This is a genomic window from Streptomyces sp. JLSY215 (assembly GCF_059682825.1).
Map to the genome: position 1 here is coordinate 7,442,378 of NZ_CM185022.1, position 16,552 is coordinate 7,458,929.

General features: G+C 71.7%; 13 protein-coding genes. 12 read left to right on the plus strand and 1 reads right to left on the minus strand.

What is annotated here, in order from left to right:
* Nucleotides 1-451: 451 nt before the first annotated feature.
* From hpnC to AC5677_RS33035, 11 genes are all read left to right on the plus strand, one after another.
* Complete coding sequence (hpnC, locus tag AC5677_RS32985; protein ID WP_497196846.1) at nucleotides 452-1,318, plus strand: squalene synthase HpnC; 867 nt, start codon at nucleotides 452-454, stop codon at nucleotides 1,316-1,318.
* A complete protein-coding gene (gene hpnD, locus AC5677_RS32990; protein ID WP_497191536.1) occupies nucleotides 1,315-2,268 on the plus strand; it encodes a presqualene diphosphate synthase HpnD in 954 nt (317 codons plus the stop codon). Before hpnC ends, hpnD begins: the two co-directional genes overlap by 4 nt.
* Nucleotides 2,269-2,368: 100 nt before the next feature.
* Nucleotides 2,369-3,826 (plus strand): hydroxysqualene dehydroxylase HpnE, encoded by a 1,458-nt coding sequence (hpnE, locus tag AC5677_RS32995; protein ID WP_497191537.1) that lies wholly within the window; start codon nucleotides 2,369-2,371, stop codon nucleotides 3,824-3,826.
* 56 nt (nucleotides 3,827-3,882) lie between these two features.
* Complete coding sequence (locus AC5677_RS33000; RefSeq protein WP_497191538.1) at nucleotides 3,883-4,947, plus strand: polyprenyl synthetase family protein; 1,065 nt, start codon at nucleotides 3,883-3,885, stop codon at nucleotides 4,945-4,947.
* Between the two features lie 166 nt (nucleotides 4,948-5,113).
* Entirely contained in the window at nucleotides 5,114-7,087 is a 1,974-nt protein-coding gene (shc, locus tag AC5677_RS33005) for a squalene--hopene cyclase (protein WP_497191539.1), read from the plus strand.
* Nucleotides 7,087-7,740, plus strand: a complete 654-nt coding sequence (locus tag AC5677_RS33010) for a phosphorylase family protein (RefSeq protein ID WP_497191540.1) — start codon at nucleotides 7,087-7,089, stop codon at nucleotides 7,738-7,740. Before shc ends, AC5677_RS33010 begins: the two co-directional genes overlap by 1 nt.
* A 5-nt stretch (nucleotides 7,741-7,745) precedes the next feature.
* Entirely contained in the window at nucleotides 7,746-8,771 is a 1,026-nt protein-coding gene (gene hpnH / locus AC5677_RS33015; RefSeq protein WP_497191541.1) for an adenosyl-hopene transferase HpnH, read from the plus strand.
* 175 nt (nucleotides 8,772-8,946) lie between these two features.
* Nucleotides 8,947-10,848, plus strand: coding sequence for a 1-deoxy-D-xylulose-5-phosphate synthase (dxs, locus tag AC5677_RS33020; protein ID WP_497191542.1), 1,902 nt, complete (start codon nucleotides 8,947-8,949; stop codon nucleotides 10,846-10,848).
* On the plus strand, nucleotides 10,845-12,227 hold the full coding sequence (locus tag AC5677_RS33025; protein WP_497191543.1) for an aspartate aminotransferase family protein: 1,383 nt from the start codon (nucleotides 10,845-10,847) through the stop codon (nucleotides 12,225-12,227). The genes dxs and AC5677_RS33025 overlap by 4 nt, the downstream gene beginning before the upstream one ends.
* A 78-nt stretch (nucleotides 12,228-12,305) precedes the next feature.
* Nucleotides 12,306-13,361: a hypothetical protein gene (locus tag AC5677_RS33030; RefSeq protein ID WP_497191544.1), complete on the plus strand. Its 1,056-nt coding sequence runs from the start codon at nucleotides 12,306-12,308 to the stop codon at nucleotides 13,359-13,361.
* Nucleotides 13,358-14,563, plus strand: a complete 1,206-nt coding sequence (locus AC5677_RS33035; protein ID WP_497191545.1) for a serpin family protein — start codon at nucleotides 13,358-13,360, stop codon at nucleotides 14,561-14,563. The genes AC5677_RS33030 and AC5677_RS33035 overlap by 4 nt, the downstream gene beginning before the upstream one ends.
* 63 nt (nucleotides 14,564-14,626) lie before the next feature.
* Here the strand turns inward: AC5677_RS33035 and AC5677_RS33040 are convergent, their stop codons facing one another.
* Nucleotides 14,627-15,433, minus strand: coding sequence for a tyrosine-protein phosphatase (locus AC5677_RS33040; RefSeq protein ID WP_497191546.1), 807 nt, complete (start codon nucleotides 15,431-15,433; stop codon nucleotides 14,627-14,629).
* A gap of 301 nt (nucleotides 15,434-15,734) precedes the next feature.
* Between AC5677_RS33040 and AC5677_RS33045 the strand changes: the two genes are divergently transcribed.
* Nucleotides 15,735-16,535, plus strand: a complete 801-nt coding sequence (locus AC5677_RS33045; RefSeq protein WP_497191547.1) for an SGNH/GDSL hydrolase family protein — start codon at nucleotides 15,735-15,737, stop codon at nucleotides 16,533-16,535.
* Nucleotides 16,536-16,552: the final 17 nt, after the last annotated feature.

Consider the following 16,552-nt stretch of genomic DNA (forward strand, 5'->3'; position numbering starts at 1 on the left):
GCCTCCGTGAGTCCGGCTCGCGGAGGCCTTCGACTGCCGGGACGCTCATTAACAGATGGTCAACTCTTCCGGGGGCGGGAACAGTTGGATCGTTGTCGATGTTGACCGGATCGTTGCCCGCAGCTTCGGTACCCCCTCGTACGCGGGCGAGACGTACGGCGTAAGCTGTACAGGTACTGAACGGCACAAGTGGTGCAAGTCGGGCAATACTCACCTGAGCGGGCGAGGGAAGCTTCGTTCCGGGCGCGGCGTGACCTGCGGCGTGTCCGAAATAGGATGTTTTAGCTTGGCGGTGTAGAACGGGAGACGTGACGGCAATGGCTACTGGTTCGCTCCGGCTCCGAAATGCGCCGGGCAGCCCGCGGTGAGTGAAGGGGAGGCGTTGACGCGCACCGTCACCCGTCGACGGGCGAAACTCACCGGCGAGCCGGCCGACGCACAGTCGCGCACCGTGCTCGACAAGGCCGCGCACGAGAATTTCCCGGTGGCGCCGTTCTTCCTGCCGCGCGCCTGGCGGGCCGACCTGATGGCCGTCTACGGCTTCGCCCGGCTCGTCGACGACATCGGCGACGGCGATCTCGCGCCCGGTGGGGGTGACGCCGTGCTGCTGGGCCTGGACCGCGGGGCGGCCGACGACCGCATCGCGATGCTGGACGCCCTGGAGGCGGACCTGCGGCGCGTCTTCAGCGACGCCGCCCCCGGCCCCCGGCATCCGCTGCTGCGCCGCCTGGGCCCGACCGTCCGCCGCTGTGCGCTCACCCCCGAGCCCTTCCTCGGCCTGATCGAGGCCAACCGCCAGGACCAAATCGTCACCCGCTACGGCACCTACGGCGACCTGCTGGCCTACTGCGAGCTGTCCGCCAATCCCGTCGGCCGGCTCGTCCTCGGCATCACCGGAACCGCGAGCCCGGAGCGCATCCGCCACTCCGACCGGATCTGTACCGCCCTGCAGATCGTCGAGCACCTCCAGGACGTGGCGGAGGACCTCGGCCGTGACCGTGTTTACCTCCCCGCCGAGGACCTGAAACGTTTTGGTGTCACCGAGGCCGATCTGGCCGCCCCGAGCGGGGGCGCATCGGTGCGCGCACTGATCGCGTACGAAGCGGAACGCGCCCGTGACCTGCTGGATGAAGGCACCCCGCTGGTGGGTAGCGTCCACGGCAGGCTGAAGCTGCTGCTGGCCGGATTCGTCGCCGGCGGGCGTGCCGCACTCCGGGCGGTCGCGGCCGCCGATCACGACGTACTCCCTGGACCGCCCAAACCGACCAAGCTCAGCCTGCTGCGCGAGGTGGGGGCGACATTGCGAAGAGAGGGGTGAGCCGGACCGTGGAGGCAACCGCACACGCGTCTGCGCCGGTGCTCGCTGCGTACCGCTACTGCGAGGCCGTCACCGGGCAGCAGGCACGGAACTTCGCCTATGGCATCCGGCTCCTGCCGACCGACAAGCGGCAGGCGATGTCGGCGCTCTACGCCTTTTCGCGCCGGGTCGACGACATCGGTGACGGCACCCTGGAGGCCGCCGCCAAGCAACAGCGCCTGGAGGACACCCGGGCGCTGCTGGCCCGTATCAAGGACGGCCGGATCGACGAGGACGACACCGACCCGGTGGCCGTCGCGCTCGCCGACGCCGCCCGGCGCTTCCCCGTACCGCTCGATGCGCTGGACGAGCTGATCGACGGTGTGCTCGCGGATGTGCGCGGCGAGACCTACGAGACCTGGGACGACCTCAAGGTCTACTGCCGCTGCGTCGCGGGTGGCATCGGCCGGCTCTCGCTGGGCGTGTTCGGCACGGTCCCCGGCGCGCCGGACGCCGAGCGCGCCCCCGAGTACGCCGATACCCTCGGCCTCGCCCTCCAACTCACCAACATCCTCAGGGACGTTCGCGAGGATGCGGACAACGGCCGTACGTATCTGCCCGCCGAGGACCTCGCCAAGTTCGGATGCTCGGCCGGCTTCCACGGCCCGGTGCCGCCGGCCGGCTCGGACTTCGCCGGTCTGGTGCACTTCGAGGTCAAGCGCGCCCGCGCGCTGTTCGCCGACGGGTTCCGGCTGCTGCCGATGCTCGACCGGCGCAGCGGCGCCTGCGTGGCCGCGATGGCCGGCATCTACCACCGCCTGCTCTCCCGGATCGCCGCCGACCCCGAGGCGGTGCTGCGCGGCCGGGTCTCGCTGCCCGGCCGGGAGAAGGCGTTCGTCGCGGTACGCGGACTGTCCGGCCTCGATGCGCGCGCGATCGGCCGCCGGGAGTCCGTCAGGAGGCGGGGATGATCCGCCGGGCCGCGCACACGGACGACGACCCCGCGTCGGCGCGGCGAGCAACCCTCTTCCCGGCCGCTGCGTCACTGTCAGCGGTATGGGGGGAGAACGTATGACATCGGCAGCCACGGCGCCCGACCGGAACGGTGCCCAGCCGCCCGGCCGTCCCGATGGGGCGGCCGCGGTGGTCATCGGCGGCGGGCTCGCGGGCAGCACGGCAGCGCTCGCGCTCGCCGACGCCGGCCTGCGGGTCACGCTCGTCGAGAGCCGGCCCCGGCTCGGCGGGCTGGTCTTCTCCTTCCGCCGCGACGGCGCCGCGGGCGAGCTGACCGTCGACAACGGCCAGCATGTCTACCTGCGCTGCTGCACGGCATACCGCGCATTCCTGGAGCGCATCGGCGCCGGCCGTCTGGCGCCCCTCCAGGACCGCATGGACGTCCCCGTCCTGGATGCCGACCGCATGCGGCTCGGCCGGCTGCGCCGCACGGCCCTGCCCGTACCGCTGCACCTCGCCGGGAGCCTGGCGACCTACCCGCACCTCTCACCCGCCGAGCGGGCCGGCGTGGTCCGCGCCACCCTCGCCCTCAAGGGCCTGGACCCGGCCGATCCCGCGCTGGACGGCGTGGACTTCGGCAGCTGGCTGCGCCGCCACGGCCAGTCCGCCCGTGCCATCGAGGCGCTGTGGGACCTGGTCGGCATCGCCACCCTCAACGCCACCGCCGACGACGCGTCCCTGGGGCTGGCGGCCAAGGTCTTCAAGACCGGCCTCCTCTCCGCGCCGGGCGCCGCCGACATCGGCTGGGCCCGGGTGCCGCTCGGCGAGGTGCACGACGAACGCACCCGCAAGGCCCTGGAGAACGCCGGCGTACGGATCCGCCTGCGCACCCGCGCCGCGGGCCTCGAGCGCACCGACGGCAGATGGCAGGTCGCGGTCGAGAACGGCCCGCACGGCCGCGAGCGGCTCGCCGCGGACACCGTCGTCCTCGCCGTACCGCAGCGCGAGACGCACGGCCTGCTGCCGGACGGCGCGCTGGCGGAGCAGGACCGGCTGCTGGAGATCGGCACGGCACCGATCCTCAACGTCCACGTCGTCTACGACCGCAAGGTGCTGCGCCGCCCCTTCTTCGCCGCCGTCGGCTCCCCGGTGCAGTGGGTCTTCGACCGTACCCACGCCTCCGGGCTCGCCGACCTGCCCGACGGGAGCGGCTGCCAGTATCTGGCCCTCTCGCAGTCCGCCGCGCAGGAGGAGATCGACGCACCGGTCGCCAAGCTCCGCGCCCGGTATCTGCCCGAGCTGGAGCGGCTGCTGCCCGCCGCCCGGGGCGCCCGGATCCGCGACTTCTTCGTCACCCGCGAGCGCACCGCGACCTTCGCGCCCGCACCGGGCGTCGGCAGGCTCCGCCCCGCCGCCCGCACCCAAGCCCCCGGCCTGTATCTGGCCGGTTCGTGGACCGCCACCGGGTGGCCCGCGACCATGGAAAGCGCTGTTCGCAGCGGCACTGCCGCCGCTGGCGAGGCACTCACCGAACTCGGCTTCCCCCAGGGCCAGTTGCCTCAGGAGGCGGCATGACTACGAGTACTTCGAGCGCTCGCACGAGCACGAGCATCGGAAACAGAGGAGAAACCGTGAATCCGGCTTCCCCAGCTATCGACACCGCGAGCGTCACCGCGCTGCTGGAGCGCGGGCGGACACTTGCCACTCCCGTGCTGCGTGCCGCCGTGGACCGGCTCGCTCCTCCCATGGACACCGTCGCCGCCTACCACTTCGGCTGGATCGATGCCGCGGGCAACCCCTCGACGGGGGACAGCGGCAAGGCGGTACGCCCCGCCCTCGCCCTGCTGTCGGCCGAGGCCGCGGGCGTGGCTCCCGAGGTCGGCATCCCCGGCGCGGTCGCCGTCGAGCTGGTGCACAATTTCTCGCTGCTGCACGACGACCTGATGGACGGCGACGAACAGCGCCGCCACCGCGACACGGTCTGGAAGGTGCACGGCCCCGCGCAGGCGATCCTCGTCGGCGACGCGCTGTTCGCCCTCGCCAACGAAATACTGCTGGAGCTGGGCACCGTCGAGGCGGGCCGGGCGACCCGCCGGCTGACCCTGGCCACCCGCAAGCTGATCGACGGTCAGGCCCAGGACATCTCCTACGAGCACCGCGAGCGGGTCACCGTCGAGGAGTGCCTGGAGATGGAGGGCAACAAGACCGGCGCGCTGCTGGCCTGCGCCGTCTCCATCGGTGCGGTGCTCGGCGGTGCCGACGACCGCACCGCCGACATCCTGGAGAAGTACGGCTACCACCTCGGCCTCGCCTTCCAGGCGGTCGACGATCTGCTGGGCATCTGGGGCGACCCGGAGGCCACCGGCAAGCGGCCCTGGAGCGATCTGCGGCAGCGCAAGAAGTCGCTGCCGGTCGTCGCCGCGCTGGCCGCGGGCGGCCCCGCCTCCGAGCGCCTCGCCCGGATCCTGGCGGCCGACGCCAAGAAGACCGAGACCGAGATCGCCGACTTCACCGAGGAGGAGTTCGCCTCCCGGGCGGCCCTGATCGAGGAGGCCGGCGGCCGCGAGTGGACCTCCCAGGAGGCCCGCCGCCAGCACGCCACCGCCATCGCCGCGCTGGACGAGGTCGACATCCCGGAAAAGGTCCGCGCGCAGCTGGTCGCGCTCGCGGACTTCGTCGTCGTACGAGAGAGATGATCACCATCGATACGAACTAGTTCGCAGTCGCCGGCCGGTGCCTGGGGGTACTTCCCCGGCTACCGCTGGGAGGTGCCCCCGCCCACGCCTTGAGGGCAGTGGGGGAGGGCGCCGGCCGACGGAGTCCCTGAACACGCATTGACAGTTCACTGCAGAAGGGGAAGCCATGACAGCGACGACCGACGGAAGCACCGGGGCGCTGCCGCCCCGGGCCCCTTCGGCCAGCGATGCCACCGCTGAGAAGACCGAGACCGCCGCGCGGCGCGCCACCACCCGCGCCACCGACCATCTGCTCTCCCTCCAGGACTCCGCCGGCTGGTGGAAGGGCGACCTCGCGACCAACGTCACGATGGACGCCGAGGATCTGCTGCTCCGTCAGTTCCTGGGCGTGGCGGACCCCAAGCTCACCGAGGCCGCCGCCCGCTTCATCCGCGGTGAGCAGCGCGCGGACGGCACCTGGGCCACCTTCTACGGCGGCCCCGGCGAGCTCTCCACCACCATCGAGGCCTATGTGGCCCTGCGGCTCGCCGGGGATGCCCCGGACGCGGCCCATATGGCCAGGGCGTCCGCCTGGATCCGCGAACACGGCGGGATCGCCGCCGCCCGGGTCTTCACCCGTATCTGGCTGGCCCTCTTCGGCTGGTGGAAGTGGGACGACCTCCCGGAGCTCCCGCCGGAGCTCATGTACCTCCCCAAGTGGTTCCCGCTCAACATCTACGACTTCGGCTGCTGGGCGCGGCAGACGATAGTGGCCCTGACCATCGTCTCGGCCAAGCGCCCGGTACGCCCGGCGCCGTTCGCCCTGGACGAGCTGCACACCCACCCGCGCCGCCCCAACCCACCGCGCCCCCTCGCCCCCGCCACCAGCTGGGACGGCATCTTCCAGCGCCTGGACAAGGCGCTGCACGTCTACCACAGGGTCGCCCCGCGCCCGCTGCGCCGGGCCGCGATGCGCTCCGCGGCCCGCTGGATCATCGAACGGCAGGAGAACGACGGCTGCTGGGGCGGCATCCAGCCCCCCGCCGTCTACTCCGTCATCGCCCTGCACCTCCTCGGCTACGACCTCGACCACCCGGTGCTGCGCAGCGGCCTCGAATCGCTGGACCGCTTCGCCGTATGGCGCGAGGACGGCGCCCGGATGATCGAGGCCTGCCAGTCCCCGGTCTGGGACACCTGCCTGGCCACCATCGCGCTCGCCGACGCCGGGCTGCCGCCCGACCATCCGCAGCTGATCAAGGCCGTCGACTGGATGCTCGACGAGCAGATCGACCGGCCCGGCGACTGGTCGGTGCGCAGGCCTCAACTGTCCTCCGGCGGCTGGGCGTTCGAGTTCGAGAACGACAACTACCCGGACATCGACGACACCGCCGAGGTGGTGCTCGCGCTGCGCCGCGTCGAGCACCCCGACCCCCAGCGGGTCGACGCCGCGGTCCGCCGGGCGGTGCGCTGGAACCTCGGAATGCAGTCCAAGAACGGCGCCTGGGGCGCCTTCGACGCCGACAACACCAGCCCGTTCCCCAACCGCCTGCCGTTCTGCGACTTCGGGGAGGTCATCGACCCGCCGTCCGCTGACGTCACCGCCCATGTCGTCGAGATGCTCGCCGATGTCGGCCGTACGCACGACCACAGCACCCGGCGCGGCATCGACTGGCTGCTGGCCGAACAGGAGCCCAGCGGCGCCTGGTTCGGCCGCTGGGGCACCAACTACGTCTACGGCACCGGATCCGTGCTGCCCGCGCTCGCCGCGGCCGGCTTCCCCGCCTCGCATCCCGCGATCCGCCGCGCCGTCGGCTGGCTGGCCCGGGTGCAGAACGACGACGGCGGCTGGGGCGAGGACCAGCGCTCCTACCAGGACAAGGCCTGGGCCGGGCGCGGCGCCTCGACCGCCTCGCAGACCGGCTGGGCGCTGATGGCGCTGCTGGCGGCCGGGGAGCGGGAGAGCGAGGTGGTCCGGCGCGGGGTGCGCTATCTGGCCGACACCCAGCGCCCGGACGGCTCCTGGGAGGAGCCGTACTTCACCGGTACGGGCTTCCCCTGGGACTTCTCCATCAACTACCACCTCTACCGCCAGGTCTTCCCGCTGACGGCCCTGGGCCGCTATGTCCACGGCGGACATGCCGACGCGCCGTTGGGGGACTGATGCCGAGACCGGCCCCGGCAGACGCCGATCCGCCGCTGCTGATCGCCTGTGCGCTCGGCATCGAGCGGCTCGCGCTGCGGGGCCGCGGCGGTGGTACCCGTCCGCCGGTGGTCACCCTCCGCACGGGCATGGGCCCCCAGGCGGCCGAACGCGCCCTGGCGCACGCGCTGCGCGAGGGCGCCGCCACCGCGCAGTCACCGGTCGTGGCCAGCGGTTTCTGTGCCGGCCTCGCCCCCGGGATGCGGCCCGGTGACGTGGTGGTCGCCGAGGCCACCCGCGACCACCGGCCCGACGCCCCGGACATCGTCTGCCGGGACAACGGCCCGCTGCTGGCGGCCCTGCGCGAGCGCGGGCTGACCGTGCACACCGGCCTGCTGCGCGGCTCCGACCACGTCGTACGCGGCGCGGAGCGGGCCGCGCTGCATGCCGCGGGCGCGGTGGCGGTGGACATGGAATCCGATGCGACGCTGCGTGCCGCGCGGCGTGCCGGAAATCGTCCGGTTGCGGCCGTCCGGGTGATCGTGGACGCTCCAGAACATGAACTCGTACGGATCGGCACGGTGCGCGGTGGAATATCGGCCTTCCGTGTGCTGCGCTGCGTTCTTCCTGTGTTTTTCGAATGGCACCGTTCTTTGCTGCTCCCCAGGAGGTGAGCCAGATGGCCATGCCGCTTCGTCAGACCATCCGGGTCGGGACCTATCTTTTTGAACAGAAGGTGCTTCGCCGGCGCGAGAAGTTTCCGCTCATCGTCGAGCTGGAGCCGCTCTTCGCGTGCAATCTGAAATGTGAGGGCTGCGGGAAGATCCAGCATCCGGCGGGCGTGCTGAAGCAGCGGATGCCGGTGGCGCAGGCGGTCGGCGCGGTGCTGGAGTCCGGCGCGCCGATGGTCTCCATCGCCGGCGGCGAGCCCCTGATGCATCCGCAGATCGACGAGATCGTCCGGCAGTTGGTGGCGAAGCGGAAGTACGTCTTCCTGTGCACCAATGCGATGCTGCTGCGCAAGAAGATGGAGAAGTTCACGCCCTCGCCGTATTTCGCGTTCGCGGTGCATATCGACGGGATGCGGGAGCGGCACGATGAATCCGTCGCGAAGGAAGGCGTTTTCGACGAGGCGGTGGCGGCCATCAAGGAGGCCAAGCGGCGCGGCTTCCGGGTCACCACCAACTCCACGTTCTTCAACACCGACACCCCGCAGACCATCATCGAGGTCCTCAACTTCCTCAATGACGACCTCCAGGTCGACGAAATGATGCTGTCGCCGGCCTACGCCTACGAGAAGGCCCCCGACCAGGAACACTTCCTGGGCGTGGAGCAGACCCGGGAGCTGTTCCGGAAGGCCTTCGCCGGCGGTAACCGCCGCCGCTGGCGGCTCAACCACAGCCCGCTCTTCCTGGACTTCCTGGAGGGCAAGGCGGACTTCCCCTGCACGGCCTGGGCGATCCCCAACTACTCGCTCTTCGGCTGGCAGCGGCCCTGCTATCTCATGAGCGACGGCTATGTGCCCACGTACCGGGAGCTCATCGACGAGACGGACTGGAGCAAGTACGGCCGCGGCAAGGACCCGCGCTGCGCCAACTGCATGGCGCACTGCGGCTATGAGCCCACCGCCGTCCTGGCCACCATGGGCTCCCTCAAGGAGTCGCTGCGGGCCGCCCGGGAGACCGTCGGCGGGAACCGCGGCTGACGCGGGGAGCGGTGCGCCCGTGCCGCCGCGGCTGCCCGCCGTCCCGGCCCGGACCGGCGGCGGCGCGGCGGACGGCGCGCCCGCGGCCGGCCGGGCCCGCCTGCAGGCAGGCCGGGGGAGCGCCGCCCCGCGCCCCCGATGTCACCGTCAGCAGAACCCATGGAGGGGACCGAGCATGACCCTGCTGGAACACATCCGCGAGCCGCGCGACCTCAAGGCGCTGCCCGAGGAGCGGATGGACGAACTCGCCGAGGAGATCCGGCAGTTCCTCGTGCAGGCCGTCACCCGCACCGGTGGCCATCTGGGACCCAACCTGGGCGTGGTCGAGCTGACCATCGCCCTGCACCGGGTCTTCGACTCGCCCGCCGACCGCATCCTGTGGGACACCGGCCACCAGTCGTACGTCCACAAGCTCCTGACGGGACGCCAGGACTTCTCCAAACTCCGGGCCAAGGGCGGGCTGTCCGGCTATCCCTCCCGCGCCGAGTCGCCGCACGACATCATCGAGAACAGTCACGCCTCCACGGTGCTGGGCTGGGCCGACGGCCTGGCCAAGGCCAATGAGGTGCGCGGCAAGGACGACCATGTCGTCGCCGTCATCGGCGACGGCGCGCTCACCGGCGGGATGGCCTGGGAGGCGCTCAACAACATCGCCGCCGCCAAGGACCGCCCGCTGATCATCGTCGTGAACGACAACGAGCGCTCCTACGCCCCGACCATCGGCGGCCTCGCCAGCCACCTCGCCACGCTGCGCACCACCGACGGCTACGAGAAGTTCCTGGCCTGGGGCAAGGACGTCCTTCAGCGCACCCCGGTCGTCGGCCAGCCGCTCTATGGGTCGCTGCACGGCGCGAAGAAGGGGTTCAAGGACGCCTTCGCGCCGCAGGGCATGTTCGAGGACCTCGGCCTGAAGTACCTCGGGCCGATCGACGGGCACGACATCCCCGCCGTCGAGTCCGCGCTGCGCCGCGCCGCCAAATTCCACGGCCCGGTGCTGGTGCACTGCCTGACCGAGAAGGGCCGCGGCTATCAGCCCGCGCTGGAGGACGAGGCGGACCACTTCCACTCCGTCGGCGTGATGGACCCGCTCACCTGCGCGCCCGTCACCCCGCCCAGCGCCCCTTCCTGGACGTCCGTCTTCGCCGACGAGATGGTACGGATCGGCGCCGAGCGCGAGGACGTCGTCGCCATCACGGCCGCCATGCTCCAGCCGGTCGGGCTCGGCAAGTTCGCGAAGGCCTACCCGGACCGGGTCTGGGACGTCGGCATCGCCGAACAGCACGCCGCCACCTCCGCCGCGGGCCTGGCCACCGGCGGACTGCACCCCGTCGTCGCCGTCTACGCCACCTTCCTCAACCGCGCCTTCGACCAGGTCCTGATGGATGTCGCGCTGCACAAGTGCGGCGTGACCTTCGTCCTGGACCGGGCCGGCGTCACCGGCACCGACGGCGCCTCGCACAACGGCATGTGGGATCTGTCCGTACTGGGCGTCGTACCGGGGCTGCGGATCGCCGCACCGCGCGACGCCGACCAACTCCGCGCCCAGCTGCGCGAATCCCTGGACGTGAACGACGCCCCGACGGTCATCCGGTTCCCCAAGGAGCCGGTGGGCGACCCGATCCCCGCCGTGGGGCGGATCGGCGGCGTCGACGTGCTGCACCGCGCCCCGCAGCCGGATGTCCTGCTGGTCGCGGTCGGCGTGATGGCACCGGTGTGTCTGCGGGTCGCCGAACTCCTCGCGGCGCGCGGCGTCGATGCGACGGTCGTCGATCCGCGCTGGGTCAAGCCGGTCGACCCCGCCATCGCCCCGCTCGCCGCGGAGCACGCCATGGTGGCCGTCGTCGAGGACAACAGCCGCAACGGCGGTGTGGGATCCGCGGTCGGCCAGGCGCTGCGGGACGCGGAGGTGGACGTACCGCTGCGGACCTTCGGCGTCCCCGAGCAGTTCCTGGCCCACGCCAAGCGCGGCGAACTGCTCGCCGACCTCGGGCTCACCCCGGCCGAGATCGCCGGCCGGATCAGCGCCGAACTGGCCCGCCGGAACGCCGCACCGGCCCAGGGGGAGGACGCCTCGTGACCGGATTCGACCTGGCGAAGCTGCTCGCCGACCGCGGCGCCGAGCGCTATGACCTGCATGCCCGCCATCTCAACCACCAGCTCCCGCGGATGCTGCACACCATCAGCTTCGACAAGGTCTACGAGCGGGGCGAGGGCGCCTACTTCTGGGACAGCGACGGCCAGGACTACCTCGACATGCTCGCCGGATTCGGCGTCATGGGCCTGGGCCGCCATCATCCCGTCGTACGCCAGGCCCTGCACGACGTCCTGGACGCGGACCTCCCCGACCTCACCCGCTTCGACTGCCAGCCGCTGCCCGGCCTGCTCGCCGAGAAGCTGCTGTCCCATGCGCCCCACCTGGACCGGGTCTTCTTCGGCAACAGCGGCACCGAAGCCGTCGAGACCGCCCTGAAGTTCGCCCGCTACGCCACCGGCAGGCCCCGCATCCTCTACTGCACCCATGCCTTCCACGGCCTGACCACCGGCTCGCTCTCCGTCAACGGCGAGGACGGCTTCCGCGACGGCTTCGCCCCGCTGCTGCCCGACACCGCCCTGGAAATGGGCGATCTGGCCGCGCTGGAAAGGGAGTTGCGGCGCGGCGACGTCGCGGGTTTTGTCGTCGAACCGATCCAGGGCAAGGGCGTCCACCCCACCCCGCCCGGATTCCTGGCCGCCGCCCAGGAGCTGCTGCACCGGCACGAGGCCCTGCTGATCGCCGACGAGGTGCAGACCGGTCTCGGCCGGACCGGCGACTTCTTTGCCTACCAGCACGAGGACGGCGTCGAACCGGATCTGGTCTGTGTGGCCAAGGCGCTCTCCGGCGGCTATGTCCCGGTCGGTGCGACGCTCGGCAAGGACTGGATCTTCAAGAAGGTCTACTCGTCGATGGACCGGGTGCTGGTGCACTCCGCCAGCTTCGGGGCCAACGCCCAGGCCATGGCGGCCGGTCTCGCCGTGCTCGCGGTGATGGAGGACGAGGGGATCGTCGCCAACGCCCGGCACACCGGCGATCTGCTGCGCGAGCGGCTGTCCGCACTGATCGGCAAGTACGAGCTGCTGCACGACGTGCGCGGCCGGGGGCTGATGGTCGGCATCGAGTTCGGCAGGCCGAAGTCCCTGGTGCTGCGCGGGCGCTGGACGATGCTGCAGGCGGCCCGCAAGGGCCTGTTCGCGCAGCTGGTCGTGGCGCCCCTGCTGCAGCGCCACCGCATCCTCACCCAGGTCTCCGGCGACCATCTGGAGGTCATCAAGCTGATTCCGCCGTTGATCATCGGGGAGCGGGAGGTGGACCGGTTCCTGGAGGCGTTCACGGCCGTCATGGACGACGCCCACAACGGCGGCGGTCTGATGTGGGACTTCGGCCGGACGCTGGTCAAGGCGCAGCTCGGCCGGTCGTGAGCGCACAGGCGCCGACCCCGGTGTCAACCGGCCAGGAATGCACGGGCGTTGTCAGTCCTCGCTCCTAGAGTGTCCACCATGAGTGAGCCGATGGCCGATGACCGGGAGATGCTCCGGCGGCTGAGCATGTGGATCAGCCTGATGCCCGAAGCGCTGCGCTACTTGCCCGGTGCCCTGCTCCCCGCGACGTTCCCGCTCGACCGCAGCCCCGCCTCCCTGGATGCCCTGGAGGCTCGTCTGCTGGAGCACTACGGGCCGGGCGACACGGTCGACAGAGGCACGGGAATCACCGAGGGGGCGATGGCCTACCTCGGTGAATCCCTGCTGGCCGTGGCCGGCGGCTCCTGGGGCTGGAACCGGCGGCCGGTCGGGGGCCACCAGTGGCGGGGACAGCCGGTCATCTGCCCCGACCCCGAGCTGCAACTCCAGCCGATCGCACCCCTGTTGCTCCTCACCCATGCGATGCGGAAACGCACCGGCAGCGCGTTCGCGGCCGAGGTCGCGCGGCTGCGTGAGGCGGTGCGGGAGCGGCGGGCGCGGGAGCCGGGCTGGGAGCCGACCGCCAGGCCGCATCCCGAGCAGGAGCGGGCGGGCGCCGGACTCGCGGTGTGGCTGGCCGACCGCTCGGCCGGCTTCGCGGAGTGGGCGAAGGAGACCGGCCGGCCGGACCGATGGGACTTCGGCCCGGAGTCCCTGGACGCGCTCGAAGCCCTCGTCCGCGCCCGGTACACCAGCGAGGAGGAGATCGGCGCGGCGAGACGGGGACCGTTCCTGCAGGGCGCCGCCTGGTACATCGGGGAAGTGGTCCGTCGTACCAAGGGGCACGAGTGGAAGTTCGAGCCGTTCGCGGCCGGTGGCGGCGCGCTGCCCGCCCTGTTCGGCTCCGACGAGAGCGGGACGGTCGACGAGCCGTGTACGGGGCCGCCCGGGGAGGACGATCCGGCGGTGGTGTACCCGGTGGCCCTGCTGCGCAGCCTGTTCCTGACCCATGACGAGCTGGACCGGCCGATCGCCACGCATCTGCGCGATGCGTCTGCGGACTTGGACCCGGACGGTGCGGGCGGCGAGGACGGTGAGGACGACTCGGACGACGAGGAGTTCCGGCTGACGAACACGGGGGGACGCGAGCGATGATCGCCGAGACGACGGTACGGACCGTCAACGACCTGACGGCCCGCTGGGCGCGGGCGGCGGTGGGGGAGCGGGGCACGGCCCTGACCGCCACCGGGCTCTGGCCGCTGCTGGCGCTGCTCGCCGGACCGGCGGCGGGCCCGGCCCGCAAGGAACTGGCCGATGCCCTCGGCACGGACGCGGAGCACGCCGTCCGCGAAGGGCGCGAGCTGCTCGACGCGCTCGCCGCGGCGGACGGCATCGATGCCGCGGTGGGCCTGTGGACCCGGCGCGCGCTGGAGCTGCGCCCCGACTGGCTGCGGAGCCTGCCGCTGGACGTGCACGGCGAGCTGACCGGGGACGCGGCGGCGGACCTGACGGCGATGAACGCCTGGGTGCGGCGGCACACCGACGGCCTGATCGAGCGGATGCCCGTACCGGCCGACCCCGGCACCCTGCTGGTGCTGGCGAGCGCGCTGCTGGTCCGTACGACATGGCGCGAGCCGTTCCAGGAGCAGCCGCTGCGGGTGGCGGAAGGGCCCTGGGCCGGGCGGGAGCTGACCGGGCTGTGGCGTTCCGGCACGGTCCGGGAGGAGATCCGGGTGCACCGCACGCCGGCCGGGGAGCTGACCGTGGCGGAGGTCGCGGGCGACAACGGCCTGGACGTGCGGCTGCTGCTCGGTCCGCCGCAGATGCCCGGCGGCGAGGTGCTGCGCCATGGTGTTGCGGCCCTGGGCGGGGTGTATCCGGCGGTCTCCGGCGCGGCGCTGGGTGACGGCGCCGGGCCGGGCGTGCGGGTGCGGACGGTGCAGAGCTGGGACGGGGCCCCGCAAACCGAGCTGACCTGCCCGCGGTTCACCGTCGATGCCGAGCACGATCTGCTGGAGCGGGCGGGGCTGTTCGGGCTCGCCGCGGCCACCGATGCCTCGCGGGGGCACTTCCCGGGGATCAGCGAGCAGCCGCTGGCGGTGTCGTCGGCCCGGCAGACCGTCACGGCGAGCTTCGGGCCGCTGGGATTCCGGGCGGCGGCCGTGACGGCCATCGGGATGCGGGCAGGGTCCGCGCTGGGTCCCCAGGAGCGGTCACGGCTGGTGTCGGCCGACTTCGACCGGCCCTTCGGCTTTCTCGCGATGCACCGGGAATCGGGGCTGGTGCTGGTCGCGGGCTGGGTCACCGACCCGGACGGCTGGACGGAACGCCGGCGGCGGCTCGGCGACCCGTGGTGAGGTACGGCACACACAACGGCCCGGCGGTCATCCGCCGGGCCGTTGTGGTGATGTGTGCGGAGGTCAGTCGGTCAGCAGCTGGGCGCGCAGCCGCTCGCGGGTCTCGGGGGCCAGCTTGAGGCCCTCGCTGAGGTAGCTCTCCGTCGAGCCCCAGGTCTGCTCGATCGTGTCGAAGGCGGCCGTGAGGTAGTCGGTGTGCGCCCCGAACAGCGGCGAGAGCAGCTCCATGACCTCCGCCGACATCCCGACCGCGGAGTTGTCGCTGCGGCGGATCTTGTAGCGGCGGTGCGGATCGTTGGACTTGAGGTAGTCCGCCTCGATGGCGTCCGGCTCCACACCGACCGCCAGCAGCGTCACCGCGACGGACAGCCCCGCGCGGTCCTTGCCGGCCGCGCAGTGCATCAGCGCGGGCACGCTGTCCTCGGCGAGCGCATGCAGCACCCGGCTGTGGTCCTCGGTGCGGGTGGTGATGATGTGCCGGTAGGTCGCGGTCATCCGGGCCGCGGCCTTGCCGTCGCCCAGCATGCCCCGCAGCTGGTCCAGGTGGCCGTCGCGCACCATCGACCAGAATTCCGCGCCGTCGGCCGGGTCCGTGAGGGGGATGTTCACGTTCCGTACGCCGGGGAGCGTGACATCGGGGCCCTCGAGCTTGATGTCCGCGGCATTGCGGAAGTCGAAGACGGTGTGCAGCCCGAGGCCGCCGAGGAACGCCGCGTCCGCCTCGGTCGCATGCGCGAGATGGCCGCTGCGGAACAGTCGCCCCTGACGTATCCGACGCCCGTCCACGGTCGGCAGTCCGCCCACATCACGGAAGTTGCGGACCTCCGCGAGCTCGAACTGGTCCTGCGGGACCTGCGGCGTCTGCGTCACGGGCGCTCCTTTGGTTCGGCCGCCGACGCTGGCCGTCGTCGCGGCGGGCAACTCCGACGATACGACATTGGTGCAATACGCAATCAGCTGGCAACGGTGTCGGCATGCCGTCCGGTATGCGGTGCGGCCGGGCGACCGTTCGTGACCGTGTGTGGAGTGAATTATGGAGCGAAGCTGAAGCGGTCTGTGATCGATCATTATTCCAACTTGAGAAGAATTTGACCTGGTGGCATTAATCACCTCCCGTCAACCCCTGGTTACGGTGGCGTAGGTCACTTCTCAAGGTGAAGTATGTCCTGACGTGGCAGACGATTCGAAGAACATCAGCAGCGGCGCCGGTGGCGCCATCGGGTCGTACGCAGCCGTCGGGGACAGCTTCACCGAGGGGGTCGGGGATCCCGGCCGTGACGGGGCGTACATCGGTTGGGCGGACCGGCTAGCGGTCCTCCTGTCGGATCAGCGGGAAGAGGGGGACTTCCGCTACGCGAATCTCGCCGTGCGGGGGCGGCTGCTCGGCCAGATCGTCGAGGAGCAGGTGCCCCGGGCGAAGGAGCTTGCCCCCGCGCTGGTGACTTTCTGTGCCGGCGGCAATGACATCCTGCGGCCGGGCTCGGACCCGGACGCGGTGGCCGAGCGCTATGAACGGGCGGTCGCCGACCTGCGGACCTCGGTCGGAACGGTGCTGCTGTGCACCGGCTTCGACACCCGCGGAGTGCCGGTCCTCAAACATCTGCGCGGCAAGATCGCGACCTATACGGCCCATGTACGGGCGATCGCGGACCGGCACGACTGCCCGGTTCTCGACCTGTGGTCGCTGAAGTCGGTGCAGGACCGGCGGGCGTGGAGCGATGACCGGCTGCATCTGTCGGCCGACGGGCACACCCGGGTGGCGCTGCGCGCGGCGCAGGTGCTCGGGCTCCAGGTGCCGGCCGACCCGGACCAGCCGTGGCCTCCGGAGACGGAGCGGTCGGCCGCCGAGGCGCGGCGGGACAACATCCACTGGGCGCGCGAACACCTCGTCCCGTGGATCGGGCGCCGACTGCGCGGCGAGTCCTCGGGCGACCATGTCGAGCCCAAGCGGCCCGACTTGCTGCCGCTGTAGCGGCGGCTTCCGGTAGG